This window comes from Micrococcus porci, from assembly GCF_020097155.1.
GTDB lineage: Bacteria > Actinomycetota > Actinomycetes > Actinomycetales > Micrococcaceae > Micrococcus > Micrococcus porci.
On the sequence record NZ_CP083691.1, the window covers coordinates 2,200,606 to 2,216,321 of the forward strand.

General features: G+C 73.8%; 13 protein-coding genes. 5 read left to right on the forward strand and 8 right to left on the reverse strand.

Annotation, left to right across the window (positions count from 1 at the left end):
* Window positions 1-10: 10 nt before the first annotated feature.
* The 6 genes from KW076_RS10375 to guaB1 form a co-directional block, all read right to left on the reverse strand.
* The gene (locus tag KW076_RS10375; protein WP_224355260.1) at window positions 11-808 is read right to left on the reverse strand and encodes a metal ABC transporter ATP-binding protein; all 798 of its coding nucleotides are present in this window, start codon (window positions 806-808) and stop codon (window positions 11-13) included.
* Entirely contained in the window at window positions 805-1,725 is a 921-nt protein-coding gene (aztB, locus tag KW076_RS10380) for a zinc ABC transporter permease AztB (protein WP_224355261.1), read from the reverse strand. The genes KW076_RS10375 and aztB overlap by 4 nt, the downstream gene beginning before the upstream one ends.
* A gap of 46 nt (window positions 1,726-1,771) precedes the next feature.
* Window positions 1,772-2,791: a metal ABC transporter substrate-binding protein gene (locus KW076_RS10385; protein ID WP_224355262.1), complete on the reverse strand. Its 1,020-nt coding sequence runs from the start codon at window positions 2,789-2,791 to the stop codon at window positions 1,772-1,774.
* A 147-nt stretch (window positions 2,792-2,938) separates the two neighbouring features.
* On the reverse strand, window positions 2,939-4,051 hold the full coding sequence (locus KW076_RS10390) for a hemolysin family protein (RefSeq protein WP_224355263.1): 1,113 nt from the start codon (window positions 4,049-4,051) through the stop codon (window positions 2,939-2,941).
* Window positions 4,048-5,364: a hemolysin family protein gene (locus KW076_RS10395; RefSeq protein ID WP_224355264.1), complete on the reverse strand. Its 1,317-nt coding sequence runs from the start codon at window positions 5,362-5,364 to the stop codon at window positions 4,048-4,050. Before KW076_RS10395 ends, KW076_RS10390 begins: the two co-directional genes overlap by 4 nt.
* 193 nt (window positions 5,365-5,557) lie before the next feature.
* Window positions 5,558-7,018: a GMP reductase gene (gene guaB1, locus KW076_RS10400; RefSeq protein WP_224355265.1), complete on the reverse strand. Its 1,461-nt coding sequence runs from the start codon at window positions 7,016-7,018 to the stop codon at window positions 5,558-5,560.
* A 238-nt stretch (window positions 7,019-7,256) separates the two neighbouring features.
* Between guaB1 and KW076_RS10405 the strand changes: the two genes are divergently transcribed.
* The 3 genes from KW076_RS10405 to KW076_RS12715 all read left to right on the forward strand — a co-directional run bounded on the left by KW076_RS10405 (window position 7,257) and on the right by KW076_RS12715 (window position 11,855).
* Window positions 7,257-10,994, forward strand: coding sequence for a multifunctional oxoglutarate decarboxylase/oxoglutarate dehydrogenase thiamine pyrophosphate-binding subunit/dihydrolipoyllysine-residue succinyltransferase subunit (locus tag KW076_RS10405; protein ID WP_224355266.1), 3,738 nt, complete (start codon window positions 7,257-7,259; stop codon window positions 10,992-10,994).
* An 80-nt stretch (window positions 10,995-11,074) separates the two neighbouring features.
* Window positions 11,075-11,680, forward strand: a complete 606-nt coding sequence (locus KW076_RS10410; RefSeq protein WP_224355267.1) for a GDSL-type esterase/lipase family protein — start codon at window positions 11,075-11,077, stop codon at window positions 11,678-11,680.
* Window positions 11,681-11,780: 100 nt separating this feature from the next.
* Window positions 11,781-11,855 (forward strand): 50S ribosomal protein bL37, encoded by a 75-nt coding sequence (locus KW076_RS12715; protein ID WP_370467464.1) that lies wholly within the window; start codon window positions 11,781-11,783, stop codon window positions 11,853-11,855.
* Window positions 11,856-11,962: 107 nt separating this feature from the next.
* Here the strand turns inward: KW076_RS12715 and rsrA are convergent, their stop codons facing one another.
* Together rsrA and KW076_RS10420 are read right to left on the reverse strand one after the other, a co-directional pair.
* Entirely contained in the window at window positions 11,963-12,241 is a 279-nt protein-coding gene (rsrA, locus tag KW076_RS10415) for a mycothiol system anti-sigma-R factor (RefSeq protein ID WP_224355268.1), read from the reverse strand.
* Window positions 12,238-12,930 (reverse strand): sigma-70 family RNA polymerase sigma factor, encoded by a 693-nt coding sequence (locus tag KW076_RS10420; protein ID WP_224355269.1) that lies wholly within the window; start codon window positions 12,928-12,930, stop codon window positions 12,238-12,240. The genes rsrA and KW076_RS10420 overlap by 4 nt, the downstream gene beginning before the upstream one ends.
* Before the next feature lie 232 nt (window positions 12,931-13,162).
* On the opposite strand from KW076_RS10420, the gene aroA reads away from it, so the two are divergent.
* Both aroA and rsgA read left to right on the forward strand, forming a co-directional pair.
* Window positions 13,163-14,614: a 3-phosphoshikimate 1-carboxyvinyltransferase gene (gene aroA, locus KW076_RS10425; RefSeq protein ID WP_434084323.1), complete on the forward strand. Its 1,452-nt coding sequence runs from the start codon at window positions 13,163-13,165 to the stop codon at window positions 14,612-14,614.
* The gene (gene rsgA, locus KW076_RS10430) at window positions 14,614-15,711 is read left to right on the forward strand and encodes a ribosome small subunit-dependent GTPase A (RefSeq protein WP_224355270.1); all 1,098 of its coding nucleotides are present in this window, start codon (window positions 14,614-14,616) and stop codon (window positions 15,709-15,711) included. The genes aroA and rsgA overlap by 1 nt, the downstream gene beginning before the upstream one ends.
* The last annotated feature ends 5 nt before the right edge of the window (window positions 15,712-15,716 follow it).

A 15,716-nucleotide genomic window follows, 5' to 3' on the forward strand; every position in this document is an offset into this window, starting at 1 on the left:
GCGCCGGCCGTCAGCGGACGCCGTCCACCGGATCGTCCAGGAACGGCAGGCGGGGCCCGTGCAGGACGCCGTGGCCGTAGGCCGCCTCCAGGTTCGCCTCCGTGAGGACCTGCCGCGGGGTGCCCGCGGCCACCACCCGCCCGCTCATCAGCACCACGAAGTCCGCGGCGGCCGCCTCGTCGAGGTCATGGGTCGTGTGCACCACGGAGACCCCGCGGGCGGGCTCCTCGTGGAGGAGCCGGTCGATGGTGCGGGCGGAGACGAGGTCCAGGCCGGTGAGGGGCTCGTCGAGCATGAGCACGTCGTGCTCCTGGGCCAGGGCCTGCGCCACGTACACGCGCTGCCGCTGGCCGCCGGAGAGCTCGTCCAGGTGGCGGCGGGCCAGGTCGGTGACCGACATGCGCTCCATGGCCGCGTCCACGGCCTCGCGGTCCGCCGCCCCGAAGCGGCCGAACCAGCCGACGCGCGGGTACCGGCCCATGCGCACCACGTCCCGCACGGTCAGGGGCACGCCCTGGGGCACCGGGATGGTCTGCATGACGAACGCGGTGCGGCGCGCGTGCCGGGAGGGGCTCTCCCCCCGCACCGTGAGCGAGCCGGCGGCCGGCTCCAGGGTGCCAGCCAGGGCGTGCAGGAGCGTGGACTTTCCGGAGCCGTTCGGGCCGATCACGGCCACCAGCACCCCGGCGGGCAGGGTCAGGTCGGACGGGGCGACGGCCACGTGCGCGGCGCGGCGCAGCTCCAGGCCGCGGGCCTCGGCGAGGACGCCAGCCCCCGGAGTCGGAGCGGTGGGGACGGTGCGGGTCATCGGGCGGGGCTCCCCTCGGTCTCGCGGCGGCTCTCGGCGTCGTCGTCTCCGGCCGGGGTGGGCGCGGACGCGGCTCCCCGTGTGCGCCGGCGTCGTCCGGCGGCGGCCTGCACGGCGGACCGTCCGAGCAGCACCACGAAGAACAGGACGACCGGGACCAGCGCCATGGTCGCGGAGGCGGCGGTCCCCCAGTGGTAGCTGAGCACGAGGCCGGCGACCACGGACAGCGCGCCGATCCCGGCGGAGAGCGCCATCATCTGCGGCACGGTGCGGGTGAGCAGCGCGGCGGTGGCGGGCGGGCCCACCAGCAGGCCGAAGACCAACACGGTGCCCACGGCCTGGAAGGAGCCGATCACGGCGGCGCCGATCAGCACCAGCAGCAGCGTGTGGGTCAGGCGCGGACGCATGCCCAGGGCCTGCGACTTCGCCTCGGAGAAGCTCAGGGCCAGCAACGGCCGGTAGAGCACCAGGGCGAGGACCACCACCACGACGCCGATCGCCGCCTGCACGAGCAGGTTCTCCGGGGTGACGCCCAGGGCGTCGCCGAAGAGGATGGCCGTGAGCGATCCGGTGTAGGAGCTCGAGAGCGAGATGATCACCACGCCGAGGGCCATCATGCCCACGAAGAGCAGACCGATCGCGGTGTCCTCCTTGAGGGTCGTGGTGCGGTGCACCAGGGAGATCCCGCCCATCATCAGGACGGCGGCCAGCGCCGCCCCGAGGTGGGGGCTGCCCCCGAGGAGCACGGCCAGCGCGATGCCCGGCAGGACGCCGTGGACGAACGCGTCGCCGAAGAAGCTCATGCCCCGCAGGACGAGCCACGTGCCCACCGCCGAGCACATCAGGGCGGCGATCAGCCCGCCGAGCAGGGCGCGCTGCTGGAAGCCGAGAAGGAAGGGGTCGATGAGCCAGTCCACGGCGGGGTGGTGTCCTCTCTGGACGTCGTCGGCGGCGGGGCGGGCGTCAGCCCTTCAGGGCGTCGGCGAGGGTGCGGGCGTTGTGCAGCATGGCCTGGGCGTAGTCCGCCTCGGGGGTGCCGACCGGGCCGACCCCGCCCTCGTATAGCTGGACGACGGGCAGTCCCCCGGCCTCCCTCGCGACGGTCTCGACGAGCCCGTTGGGGGTGCCCGTCGAGGTGAGCAGCGCGGCGGCGCCGTGGTCCTTCACCTGCTGCGTGAGGGCGGCCAGCTCGCGGGAGGAGGGCTCCGCGTCGGTGGAACCGCCCGGCACCACCACGCCCTCGATCGTGAAGCCGTAGGCGGCGGAGAAGTAGCCGTAGGCGTCGTGGTCGGTGACCAGCGTACGCCGCTCCTGGGGCACGGCCGCCAGGATCTCCCGCACCTGCCGGTCGGTCTCCTCCAGCTCACCCTCCACCGTCGCGCCGCACTCCGCGTACTTCTGCTCGCCGGTCTCGGCGGCGAGCTCGTCGCCCACCACCCGGGCGGCGGCGGCCATCCGGGCCACGTCCATCCAGACGTGCGGGTCCTGGGAGCCGTGCTCGTGCCCGGCGTGGGCGTCCGCACCCTCGTGCCCCGCGTGGTCGGCGTCGTGCTCGCCGAAGGGCAGGGGGTCCAGGCGCGGCGCCACCTCGACCACCACGGCCCCGTCCTGGCGGGCGTTGTCCAGGGCGGAGTCCATGCCGCCCTCCAGGCCCAGTCCGTTGGTGAACACCAGGCCGGAGTGCACCATCTGCGCCACCTGATCGGAGGAGGCCGCAACGTCGTGGGGATCGTCCCCCGGGCCCATCACGGAGACGACGGACCCGCCGCCGCACCGGGCCACGCGGTCCGCCACGGACGCGAGCTGGGTGGTGGTGGCCACGGCCACCACGGGCCCCGCGGCCGACGACGACGCCGTCACCGCCCCCTCCTCCGCGGCGGACGGGCTGCTGGAGTCCGCCACGGAGCAGCCGGCGAGGGCCACGCCGAGGGCGGCCACCACCGCGGGGGCTGCGAGACGGGGAGTGGGGGACGAACGGGACACCTGGGACGGTCCTTCCGGGGAGGGCGGGCCGCCCGGTCGGCGGCGCTTCTTGCTAAAGATTCTCACTATAGCACCCGCTCCGTGCCTGGACGCGCCGACGCCCGCCCCGGAACGGGGGCGGGCGCCGGCGTCGTCGGGGCCAGGGCGTCACCGGGCGGGCAGGTCCCGCATCCGCGTCGGCTCGGGGGCCGCGTGGGAGCCCGTGGTCGGGCGGAAGCGCCGCGGGGACTGCGTCACGTCGTGGATCTCGCCCACGAGCTCCTCGAGGACGTCCTCCAGGAAGAGCACGCCCACGGTGGCCCCGTCCTCGGAGATCACGCGCGCCAGGTGCGAGCCCGTGCGCTGCATGAGACCCAGGGCGTCCTCGACCTCGTCGGCCACCCGGACGTTGGCCAGGGAGCGCACCCGCGTCACCGGCACCGGGTCGGCATAGCGGGAGGGGCCCCCGGCCAGCACGTCCTTGAGGTGCAGGTAGCCCGCGTAGCCGCCCTGCGAGTCCTCCACGACGAAGCGCGAGTACCCCACGCGGCCCACGGCCCACTCGAACTGCTGCGGCGTGACGTCCTCGGGGACGCTGACGACCTTCTCGATCGGGACCATGACGTCCCCGGCCGTGTAGGAGGAGAACTCCAGGGCCGAGTGGAGCACCCCGGACTCGTCCTCGAGCGTCCCCGACCGCGTGGACTCGGCCACGATGGTCTGCACCTCCTCGAGGGTGAAGGAGGAGGCGACCTCGTCCTTCGGCTCGATCCCGAACGCGCGCAGCACCGTGTTCGCGGCCCAGTTGAGCACCACGATCAGCGGGTGCAGGAGCTTGGACAGCCACACCAGCGGCTGCGCCAGCAGCATCACCGCGCGGTCCGCGAAGGAGACGGCGGCGTTCTTGGGGACCATCTCGCCCATCGTCACGTGCAGGAAGGTGACGATCAGCAGCGCCAGCACGAACGCGACGACGTCCGCGGCCGCCAGTGGCAGACCCAGTGCCTCCATGGGCGCCGCGAGCAGATGGTGGAGGGCGGGCTCGGAGACGTTGAGGATCAGCAGGGAGCAGACGGTGATGCCGAGCTGGCACACCGCGAGCATCTGGGAGACGTGCTCCATGGCGAACAGGGCCACCTGGGCCTGTCGTGAGCCGGCCTCGGCCCGGGGCTCGATCTGGGAGCGGCGCGCCCCCATGACGGCGAACTCGCCCGCCACGAAGAACGCGTTGGCGGCCAGCAGCACCGCCAGCCACAGCAGTCCGACGACGTCCTGGCTCATGCGCGGGCCTCCTCGGTCACGGGGCGGGGGTCGAACCGCACGCGGTCGACGCGGCGGCCGTCCATGCGCTCCACGGTCAGGGTGCCGACGTCGAGCGGCACCACGTCGCCGACGGCGGGGATCCGGCCCAGGCGGGCCATGACGAAGCCGCCGATGGTCTCGTAGGCGCCGTCCTCCGGGACGTCGAGGGCCTTGATCTGGGCGTGCGCCTCGTCCGGGCGCAGCTCGGCGGGCAGGTACCAGCGGCCGGAGGCGGTCTGGAGGACGCCGGGGGTCACGCGGTCGTGCTCGTCGGAGACCTCGCCGACGATCTCCTCGACGACGTCCTCCAGGGTCACGACGCCTGCCGTGCCCCCGTACTCGTCGACCACGATGGCCAGCTGCAGGCTGGCCTCGCGCAGCTCGGCGAGCAGCTGGTCCAGGTGCACGGTCTCGGGGACGCGGATCACGTCCGTCATCAGGGCGCCGGCGGTGAGGTCCGCCCGGCGGTCCATGGGCACGGCCACGGCCTTCTTCACGTGCACGACGCCGAGGACGTCGTCGGGCGACTCGCCGATCACGGGGAAGCGCGAGTAGCCGGAGCGGCGGGCGAGCTCGACCACGTCCAGGAGCCCGTCGTCCTCGCCCACGGTCTCCATCCGGATGCGCGGGGTCATCACGTCCGCCGCCGTGCGCTCGGCGAAGCGGAGGGTGCGGTCCAGGAACGTGGCGGTCTGCTCGTCGAGGGTGCCCAGCTGGGCGGAGCGGCGCACCAGGGAGGAGAGCTCCTCCGGGCTGCGGGCGCCGGAGATCTCCTCCTTGGCCTCCAGCCCCATGCGGTGCAGCACCCCGTTGGAGAATCCGTTGAGCACGAGGATCGCGGGCTTGAACACGGCGGCGAACACCAACTGCGGGCGGGCCAGGGCCCGGCCGAGGCGCAGCGGCTCCGCGATGGCCATGTTCTTCGGGACCAGCTCGCCCAGCAGCATGGACAGCAGCGTGGCCGCGGCCATGGCAACGACGAGCGACACCGGCCCGGCGACGGACTGCGGGAGGCCGACGGCGAGGATCAGGGGGTCGACCAGGCGGCTGATGGCCGGGTCCATGACGTAGCCGGTGAGCAACGTCGTCAGCGTGATGCCCAACTGGCAGGCGGAGAGCTGGGTGGACAGGGACTTCAGGCACGTCAGCAGCGGCTCCCACGAGCGGTCGCCGTCGTCGACCATGCGCTGCACGGTGGGCGCGTCGATCGCGATCAGGGAGAACTCGACCATCACGAAGAAGCCGGTCCCCAGGACCAGCAGCAGGCCGAGGATCAGCAGGATCCACTCCACGGGACCCCACCCCCCGCGGCCGATCGGCGGCGCTGCGCACCGCGGGACGGGCGGGGACTGGAGGGCTCCGATCCGGCCGCGTCCGCGGGGGCGGACGGGCGGTCTGGCACGGCAGTGTCAGGGTGATCCATAGTCCGTCCAGCATACCGAAGGCCGCCCCGGCGCACCCGGGTCGGCGAGCGTCCCGGGGCGGTCACCAGGACGCGGGGACGGGGCGCCCCTCCTCGTAGCCGGCCGCGGACTGCACGCCGACCACGGCCCGCTCGCGGAACTGCGCCAGGTTCGCCGCGCCGGCGTAGGTCAGCGACGAGCGCAGGCCCGCCGTGATCCCGTCCACGAGGTCCTCCACGGAGGGCCGCCGCGGGTCCACGTACATGCGCGAGGAGGAGATCCCCTCCTCGAACATCGCCTTGCGCGCACGGCTGAACGCGTCCTCGTCCCGCGTGCGGTGCTCGACGGCACGGGCGGAGGCCATGCCGAAGCTCTCCTTGTATCGGCGCCCGTCGGAGCCCTGGACGAGGTCGCCCGGGGACTCGAGGGTCCCGGCGAACCAGGAGCCGATCATCACCTGGCTGGCGCCGGCCGCGAGCGCCAGGGCGACGTCCCGCGGGTGCTTGACGCCGCCGTCGGCCCAGACGCGGGCCCCGACCTCGCGCGCGGCCGCGGCGCACTCGAGCACCGCCGAGAACTGCGGACGGCCCACGGCGGTCTGCATGCGGGTGGTGCACATGGCGCCGGGGCCCACGCCCACCTTCACGACGTCGGCGCCGGCCGCGACGAGGTCGCGCACCCCCTCGGCGGTGACCACGTTGCCGGCCACGACGGGCACCTCCGGGTCGAGGGCGCGCACGGCGGCCAGCGCGTCGCGCATGACCCGCTGATGGCCGTGCGCGGTGTCCACGACGAGGACGTCGGCCCCGGCGGCGAGCAGGGCGGCCGCACGGGAGCCGACGTCCCCGTTCACGCCGAGGGCGGCGCCGACCTGGAGGCGGCCGGACGCGTCGAGGGCGGGGGCGGCCAGCGAGGAGCGCACCAGGCCCTGGCCGGTGACGACGCCGCGCAGCACGGGGCGGTCCGCGACCGGGTCCTCCACCACTGGAGCCAGCGGCCGTCCGGCGGCGTGGAGGACCTCGAAGGCCGCGCGCGGCGCGTCGGGGCCCTCGAGGTCGGCCGGGGACAGCAGGACGGAGGGGGTGCGCATCACGGAGACGACGGAGGCGAACCGGTCCACGTCCCCGCAGTCCTCGGCGCCGGCGACGCCGAGGAGGCGGCCGTCGTCGTCCACCACGCAGACGGCGCCGTGGGCGCGCCGGTCCACGAGGTGGAGCACGTCGAGGACGGTGGCATGCGCGTCCACCGTCAGCGCCGTGTCCGCCACCGCGTGGGCGGCCTTCACGGCGGCCACCGTCTTCGCCACGACGTCGACGGGGACGTCCTGCGGCAGCACGCCGAGTCCCCCGCGCCGGGCCAGGGTCTCGGCCATGCGCCGCCCGGTCACCGCGGTCATGTTGGCGGAGACGAGCGGGACGGATCCCACGGTCCCGTCGTCGGGTGCGATGTCCACGGCCGTGCGGCTGCCCACCTCGGAGTGCGAGGGGACGAGGAAGACGTCGTTGTAGGTCAGGTCCACGGCGGGCTCGTGCATCAGGCGCATGGGGCCATGCTCTCAAAGGCCCGTGGCGCCGGTCACGTCGAGCGCCCGGCGGGGCCCGGGCGGCGCGTGCCCCTGCCGCTGGCCCGGGGCGAGCGCCTATGCTGTTCCGAGGCGTTCTCGCGCCCGTTCCCGCGCGGGGACCGGCGGTGCGCGGACGCGCCGAAGCGACCGGCTTCCCCGCACCCCCTGGATTCCGGTCGGCCATCAGCATCCAAGGTTCAGGAAGAGGCGTTTCACAGTGCCAGAACTCACGTCCGATCGGCTCTCGCAGGAGTTCCCGGGCAACGAAGATCTCGTCGCCCAGATCTACCGGAAGTACCGGGAGGACCAGGGCGCCGTCGACCGGCAGTGGGCCCAGATCTTCGCCCGCCTCGAGGCCTCCCAGCCGCAGCCCGAGCCCGCCGCGGCCGCCCCCAAGGCGACCTCCTCCGCCACGGCCGAGCCGGCCCCGGCCGTGAAGCCCGCCGTCAAGAGGGGGGCGGCCACCCCCGCCGACCCGCAGGCGGCCGCCAAGAAGTCCGGCCCCACCGACGTCTCCGCCCCGGCCCAGCGCAAGCGCTCCGTCTCCGAGGCCGTGCCGTCCGAGCCGGCCCGCGACGCCGCCGCCGGCGCCTCCGAGAAGCAGGACAAGGCCACCGTCCTCAAGGGCATGGCCAAGGCCGTGGCCACCAACATGGACGCCTCGCTGTCCATGCCCACGGCCACCACCGTGCGCGACCTGCCGGCCAAGCTGCTGATCGACAACCGCACGGTCATCAACAGCCACCTGGCCCGCACCCGCGGCGGCAAGGTCTCCTTCACGCATCTGATCGGCTATGCCGTGGTGCGCGCGCTGAAGGCCATGCCCTCCATGAACACCCTCTACGAGGAGCGCGACGGCAAGCCCACCATGGTGGAGCCGGCGCATGTGAACTTCGGCCTGGCCATCGACCTGCCCAAGCCGGACGGCACGCGCGCGCTCGTCGTCCCGAACATCAAGGCCGCCGAGACCCTGAGCTTCCGCCAGTTCTGGGAGGCCTACGACGACCTCGTCAAGCGCGGCCGCGCCAACAAGCTGACGATGGACGACTACGCGGGAACCACCGTCTCCCTGACCAACCCGGGCGGCATCGGCACCGTGCACTCCGTGCCGCGCCTCTCCAAGGGCCAGGCCGCGATCATCGGCGTGGGCGCGCTGACCTACCCGGCCGCCTTCCAGGGCGCCGCCGAGTCCACGCTGAACAGCCTGGCGATCTCCAAGACCATCACCCTGACCTCCACGTACGACCACCGCGTGATCCAGGGCGCCGGCTCCGGCGAGTTCCTCAAGCTGATCCACGGCTACCTGCTCGGCGAGGACGGCTTCTACGACGACGTCTTCCACGACCTGCGCATCCCCTACGAGCCGGTCCGCTGGGCCCAGGACGTGCAGGTGAACCCGGAGGAGCAGATCGGCAAGGTCGCCCGCATCCAGCAGCTGATCCACGCGTACCGGGACCGCGGCCACCTGCTGGCCAACGTGGACCCGCTCGAGTACCGCATGCCCACCCACCCGGACCTGGACATCCGCGAGCACGGGCTCACCCTCTGGGACCTGGACCGCGAGTGGCCCACCGGCGGCTTCGGCGGCGCGGACACGCTGACCCTGCGCAGGATCCTCGGCGTGCTGCGCGACGCGTACTGCCGCACGGTGGGCGTCGAATACATGCACATCCAGAACCCGGCTGAGCGCGCCTGGTTCCAGGACAAGCTGGAGCGCCCGTACGAGAAGCCCAGCCGCGAGGAGCAGCTGCGCATCCTGGGCCGTCTCAACGCCGCCGAGGCGTTCGAGACGTTCCTGCAGACCAAGTACATCGGCCAGAAGCGCTTCTCCCTGGAGGGCGGCGAGTCCCTGATCCCGCTGCTCGACTCCATCCTCGGCGACGCCGCGGACGAGGGCCTGGACGAGGTCGCGATCGGCATGGCGCACCGCGGCCGGCTGAACGTGCTGACCAACATCGCGGGCAAGACCTACTCCCAGGTCTTCCGCGAATTCGAGGGCGCCACCCCCGGCGGCGCCTCCGGCTCCGGCGACGTGAAGTACCACATGGGCACGGAGGGCACGTTCGTCTCCGACGCCGGCAACTCCACCCGCGTGTACCTCGCCGCGAACCCCTCCCACCTGGAGGCCGTGGACCCGGTGCTCGAGGGCGTCGCCCGCGCCAAGCAGGACCGCCTGGAGGCCGCCGGCGAGTCCGGCGCGGCCTTCCCCGTGCTGCCGATCCTGGTGCACGGCGACGCCGCGTTCGCCGGCCAGGGCGTGGTGACCGAGGTCCTGAACCTGTCCCAGCTGCCCGGCTACCGCACCGGCGGCACGATCCACGTGGTCGTGAACAACCAGGTGGGCTTCACCACCTCCCCCGCCGAGGGCCGCTCCTCGGTGTACGCCACGGACGTCGCCAAGACCATCCAGGCGCCGATCCTGCACGTGAACGGTGACGAGCCGGAGTCCGTGCTGCGCGTGGCCCGGCTGGCCTACGAGTACCGCCAGCGCTTCCACAAGGACGTCGTCATCGACCTGGTGTGCTACCGCCGCCGCGGCCACAACGAGGGCGACGACCCCTCGATGACCCAGCCGCGCATGTACACGCTGATCGAGCAGAAGCGCTCCACCCGCAAGCTGTACGTCGAGTCCCTCGTGGGCCGCGGCGACATCACTCAGGAGGAGGCGGACACCGCGCTGAAGGACTACCAGCAGCAGCTGGAGCGCGTCTTCGCGGAGACCCACGCCGCCGAGACCGGCCAGGCGGTGGCCACCACCGGTCTGGAGCCGGCCCGCGACCGCGACGCCGCCCGCCCGGCGCCGTCGACCACCGCGATCTCCCCGGACACGCTGCGCCGCATCGGCGACGTGCACCTGGAGGTCCCGGAGGACTTCACCGTGCACCCCAAGCTCTCGCAGCTCCTGGAGAAGCGCGCCAAGATGGCCGTCGACGGCGGCATCGACTGGGGCTTCGCCGAGCTGGCGGCCTTCGGCTCGCTGCTCATGGAGGGCGTGCCCGTGCGCCTGTCCGGCCAGGACTCCCAGCGCGGCACGTTCACGCAGCGCCACTCGGTCTTCCACGACCGCGTGACCGACGAGACCTGGACCCCGCTGAACCACCTCTCCGAGTCGGAGGCCCCGTTCTGGGTCTACAACTCGCTGCTGTCGGAGTACGCGGTGCTCGGCTTCGAGTACGGCTACTCCGTGGAGCGCTCTGACGCGCTCGTGCTGTGGGAGGCCCAGTTCGGCGACTTCATCAACGGCGCGCAGACGATGATCGACGAGTTCATCTCCTCCGCCGAGCAGAAGTGGTCCCAGAACTCCTCCGTCGTGCTGCTGCTGCCGCACGGCTACGAGGGCCAGGGCCCGGACCACTCCTCCGCCCGCATCGAGCGCTTCCTGCAGATGTGCGCCGAGGACAACATGCGCGTGGTCAACCCGTCCCACGGTGCGAACCACTTCCACCTGCTGCGCGAGCAGGCGTACTCCCGCCCGCGCCGCCCGCTGGTCGTGTTCACGCCCAAGCAGCTGCTGCGCCTGAAGGCGGCCGCCGACCCCGTGGAGGCCTTCACCCAGGGCGGCTTCCGGAAGGTCATCGGCGACGCCTCCGTGGACGCCGCGCAGGTCGAGCGCGTGATCCTGGTCTCCGGCCGCCTGTACTACGACCTGCTGGCCCGCCGCGAGAAGTCGGGCGACACCTCCACCGCGATCGTCCGCGTCGAGCAGCTCTACCCGCTGCCCGCCGAGGAGATCCGCGCGGAGCTGGCCAAGTACCCGGGCGCCCAGGTGCGCTGGGTGCAGGACGAGCCCGCCAACCAGGGCCCGTGGCCCTTCATGGCGCTCAACCTGCTGCCCCAGCTGGACCGCGAGGTCACGCTGGTCTCGCGTCCGGCCCTGGCCGCGACGTCGGCCGGCACCAAGGGCCGTCACGACGAGGAGCTCTCCACGCTCCTGGACACGGCCTTCGGGGCCTGAGCATCCGTCACCCGTGACCGCGGGCCCGCGGCGTCGTCGACGTCGCGGGCCCGCGGGCGCATCGACCGAAAGGACTGACCGTGCAGAACCGCCGGATCCGCATCGCCGCCGTCGGCGACCACATCCTGGCCGGCGCGGGCGACCCGCGCTCCATCGGCTGGTGGGGGCGGGTCCTGGCCCGCACCGCCGCGCCGGAGGTCACGCTGGAGAACTACGTGCTGGCCGTGCCCCACGAGACCACGGAGCAGCTCAACGAGCGCTGGTGGGGCGAGGCCTCGCGCCGCTTCTCCGAGTCCGCGGAGAACCGCCTCGTGGTGGCCCTCTCCGACGCCGACCTGGACCTCGAGGCGTCCTCGAGCGCCCGCTCCCGCCTGAACCTGGCCAACGTCCTGGACACGGCCTCGCAGCGCGGGATCACCGCCCTCGTGGTCGGCCCCGTGCCGACGCTGGACGAGGCCCGCAACGACCGCCTGGCCGACCTGAACACCGCCTACCAGGACGTGGCGGCCCGCCGCGGCCACCTGTACGTGGACGCCTTCACGCCCCTGCGCACCCATGAGCAGTGGCGAGCGGACCTGGCCGCCGGCGACGGCGTCCCGGGCCAGGCCGGCCACGGGCTGATCGCCTGGCTGGTGCTGCACCGCGGCTGGTACCAGTGGCTCGGCGTCCCGGAGCCCACGGCCTGACGCCGCGCGGGCCCACGGCCCGAGTCGGCACAGGGGCGACGGCCTGATGTGACAGAATGACTCACCGACCATCGTCCGCTATCCGAGGAGAGGAGACGCCATGAGCAAGCGTGCCCGCAAGCGCCGCGACCGCAAGAAGGGCGGCGCGAACCACGGCAAGCGTCCCAACACCTGAGCGTGAGCTCAGCGCGGCGACGCGCCGGGTGAACAGCCCGCGACGACGAGGGGCCGGTCCGTCCAGGACCGGCCCTTCGTCATGTCCCGGCGAGGCCGGGCGGCGTCTCAGCCGGCGCGGCGCACCGTGGTCGTGGAGACCTGGGTGATGCGCGTCATGATGGTGGCGCGCAGCTGCGCGGGGGCCTTCTCCTGGCAGGAGCGGCGCAGGGCGGAGCGGATGATCAGCTCGAGCTCCTGCTGGTGGTGGCAGTCGGGGCACTGGTCCACGTGCGCGCGGACCTGGTCGATGTCCTCGGGGGTGAGGGCGCCGTCGAGGTACTGGTAGAGCTGCTCGAGGCGGTCCTCGCCGTCGTTGCAGCCGCGGCAGTCGCCGTCCTGGCTCATCGCTTCTCCTCCTGGGTGCTCGTCTCCTGTGCCGTCCGGCCCTTGGGGCCCATGCCGCGCTCGCCCGCGTAGTCCGTGAGCCTCTCGCGCAGCTGCTTGCGGCCGCGGTGCAGGCGGGACATGACGGTGCCGATGGGGATGTCGAGGATCTCGGCGATCTCCTTGTAGGCGTAGCCCTCGACGTCCGCGAAGTACACGGCCAGTCGGAACTCCTCGGGGATCGCCTGGAGGGCGTCCTTCACCTCGGAGTCCGGCAGGTGGTCGAGCGCCTCCGTCTCGGCGGAGCGCAGGCCGGAGGACGTGTGCTCGGCCGCGCGGGCCATCTGCCAGTCCTCCACCGTGTCGGTGTCCGCCTCCAGCGGCTGGCGCTGCTTCTTGCGGTACAGGTTGATGTACGTGTTGGTGAGGATGCGGTACAGCCAGGCCTTGAGGTTGGTGCCGGGCCGGTACTGGTGGAAGGAGGAGTACGCCTTCGTGTATGCCTCCTGCACCAGGTCCTCCGCGTCCTGCGGGTTGCGGGTCATGCGCATCGCGGCCGAGTAGAGCTGGTCGACGAACTCGAGGGCGTCGCGCTCGAAGCGGGCGCGGCGCTGAGCCTCGGACTCGGCGTCGACGTCGATCCCCGGCAGGTCCAGGGCGGGGGCGTCCGCGGGCCGGGCGATCTCCGGGGTGCTGTTCTGGGTGCTCATCGCAGGCCAGTCTACGGCGGCGCCCCGACTCCCGGTCAGGACGGGGCGCTCCAGCAGGGTCGCGGCCATGCGGGGGCTCCTTCCTGACGCCGGTGCAGCGGTGCGCGGGCGGCGGCCTCGGGGCCGCCGGCGGGACGGTGCGTCCCGCACGGGGCACAGCGCACCGCCCCCCGTGCGGTATTCCCGTGCCCACGCCCCGGTCCGGCGTCGGGCCGCTCGGTAGGCTGGACGGGTGACCGCACCTGGACCCGCCGCCCCCTCCCCCACGACGCCGCCCTGCGCCTCCGCCGCGTCGCGCACGCCCGCCTCCGCCTGGCCGGACCCGTGGCCGGCGCCGGCCGCGGCCGGGCCGGTGCGCGGGACGGTGCGCGTGCCGGGCTCGAAGTCGCTGACCAACCGGTGCCTGGTGCTCGCGGCGATCTCCGCCGGCCCCTCGGTGCTGCACGGCGTCCTGCGCTCCCGGGACACCGACCTGATGCGCACCGCCCTCACGGCGCTGGGGGCCCGGTTCGAGGACCGGGCGGACGGCGCCGTCGTGGTGCAGCCGCTGCCGGTGGGCGTGCCCTTGGAGGAGCCGGTGGCGGTCGACTGCGGGCTGGCGGGCACGGTCATGCGCTTCGTGCCCGCAGTGGCCGCGCTCCGTCCGGGCACCGTGGTCCTGGACGGGGACGCCGGCGCCCGCGTGCGCCCCATGGCGCCCCTCCTCGACGGGCTGGCCCAGACGGGCACCCGCGTCGAGTTCCTCGGCGCGGAGGGCTTCCTGCCCGTCCGCCTGACGACCGGCGAGGAGCTCGGGGCGGAGGCGGCGATCGACTCCTCGGCCTCCTCGCAGTTCCTCTCCGGCCTCCTGCTGTCCGCCGCGCGCCGCCCGGCGGGGCTGACGCTGCGGCACACGGGTGCCCAGGTGCCCAGCCCGGAGCACGTCGCGATGACGGTGCAGTTCCTGCGCGAGCACGGGGTCCACGTGGACACCCTCGAGGAGGGTGCGTGGCGGGTGCACCCCGGCGCCCCCGCCGGCGTCGAGTCCGCGGTGGAGCCGGACCTCTCCAACGCCGGACCCTTCCTCGCGGCCGCCGCGGTCACGGGCGGAGAGGTCTCCGTGCCGGACTGGCCGGCCGCAACCACCCAGATCGGCGACCGCTGGCGCAGCATCCTTCCCGCCTTCGGCGCCGAGGTCTCCTTCACTCCGGATCCCACCGACGACGCGCGGGGCACCCTGACGGTGCGCGGCGGCGTGGACGAGGCGGGCCGGCCGCGCATCGCGGGTGCGGGCGAGCTGGCGGGCACCGCCGAGCTGGCCCCCACCGCGGCCGCGCTGGCGCTCCTGGCGTCGGGGCCCACGCATCTGACCGGGATCGGCCACCTGCGCGGACATGAGACGGACCGGCTCGCGGCGATCGCGGCGGAGGCCGGGCGCTTCGGGGTGCGGGTCGAGGAGTCCGCGGACGCCCTCGCCTTCCCCGGCTCGGACTCCTCCGGACCGCTGCGCCCGGCCGAGGCCCGCACCTACCACGACCACCGGATGGCCACCTTCGCCGCCGTCGTCGGGCTGGCGGTGCCGGGCACCGCCGTGCAGGACGTGGCCACCACGGCCAAGACGCTGCCGGACTTCCCCGCGCTGTGGACGGCCCTCGTGGGCGGGGAGCCCGCGCACGACCGGCCCGAGAGGGACGAGGTGCGCTGATGGGACGGAGTCTGGACCCCTCGGCCTGGGACGAGTCCCACGTGCGCGTGCGCCCGTCGAAGCGGGGCACCAGGCCCCGCACCAAGCAGCGGCCCCAGCACGAGGACGCGCAGACGGGCCTGGTCACCACAGTGGACCGCGGCCGGTACACGGTGGTGCTGCCCGGCCGGGCCCACGCCCCCGTCACGGCGATGCGGGCGCGGGAGCTGCGCCGCACCCCCATCGCCACGGGCGACCGGGTGGACGTCGTGGGCGACCTCTCCGGGGACGAGGGCTCGCTCGCCCGCATCGTCCGGGTGCAGGAGCGGGACACGGTGCTGCGCCGTTCGGCGGACGACTCGGACGCGGTGGAGCGCGTCGTCGTCGCGAACGCGGACACGCTGATGGTGATGGTGGCCGCGGCCAACCCGGAGCCGCGCACGGGCTTCATCGACCGCGCGCTCGTGGCCTGCTACGACGCCGGCATCCACCCGGTGCTGCTCATCACCAAGACGGACCTGCGGGATCCGGCCGAGCTCGTGGCCCACTACGAGGCCCTGGACCTGGAGGTCATGACGTCGGGCGCCTCCCGGTTCGAGGCGGAGTCCGGGGACACGGACCTCGACGACGGGCTCGTGGAGCGGGTGGCCGAGCGCCTGGCCGGGCACACGGCGGCGTTCGTGGGCCCCTCGGGCGTCGGCAAGTCCACGCTGCTCAACGCCCTCACGGGCGCCGGGCGCGCCACCGGCCACGTGAACGCCGTGACCGGCCGCGGCCGGCACACCTCCTCCTCCGCCCTGGCCATGTCCCTGCCCGGCCCGGACGGGGAGCCGGTGCCGGACACCTGGGTCGTGGACACCCCCGGCATCCGCTCCTTCGGGCTGGGCTGGGTGGAGCCGGACCGCGTGGTGGAGGCCTTCGAAGACCTCGCCGGCGGCCTGGAGGGCTGCCCGCGCGGCTGCACCCACCTGGCGGACTCCCCCGGCTGCGGCCTCGACGCCTGGGTGGCGGAGGGCCACGCGGGTGAGGCCGGCCCGGCCCGGCTGGCGTCGCTGCGGCGGCTGCTGGGCAACCGCACGACGGCGGAGGCCGGCGGGTCCGCCTCCTCCGAGGACTGAGCCCG

Coding starts and splice junctions, on each gene's coding strand:
- rsgA (WP_224355270.1), top strand. CDS start 14,614: ATGGGACGGAGTCTGGACCCCTCGGCCTGGGACGAGTCCCACGTGCGC.
- guaB1 (WP_224355265.1), bottom strand. CDS start 7,018: ATGCGCCTGATGCACGAGCCCGCCGTGGACCTGACCTACAACGACGTC.
- rsrA (WP_224355268.1), bottom strand. CDS start 12,241: ATGAGCCAGGACGGCGACTGCCGCGGCTGCAACGACGGCGAGGACCGC.
- KW076_RS10390 (WP_224355263.1), bottom strand. CDS start 4,051: ATGAGCCAGGACGTCGTCGGACTGCTGTGGCTGGCGGTGCTGCTGGCC.
- KW076_RS10420 (WP_224355269.1), bottom strand. CDS start 12,930: ATGAGCACCCAGAACAGCACCCCGGAGATCGCCCGGCCCGCGGACGCC.
- KW076_RS10375 (WP_224355260.1), bottom strand. CDS start 808: ATGACCCGCACCGTCCCCACCGCTCCGACTCCGGGGGCTGGCGTCCTC.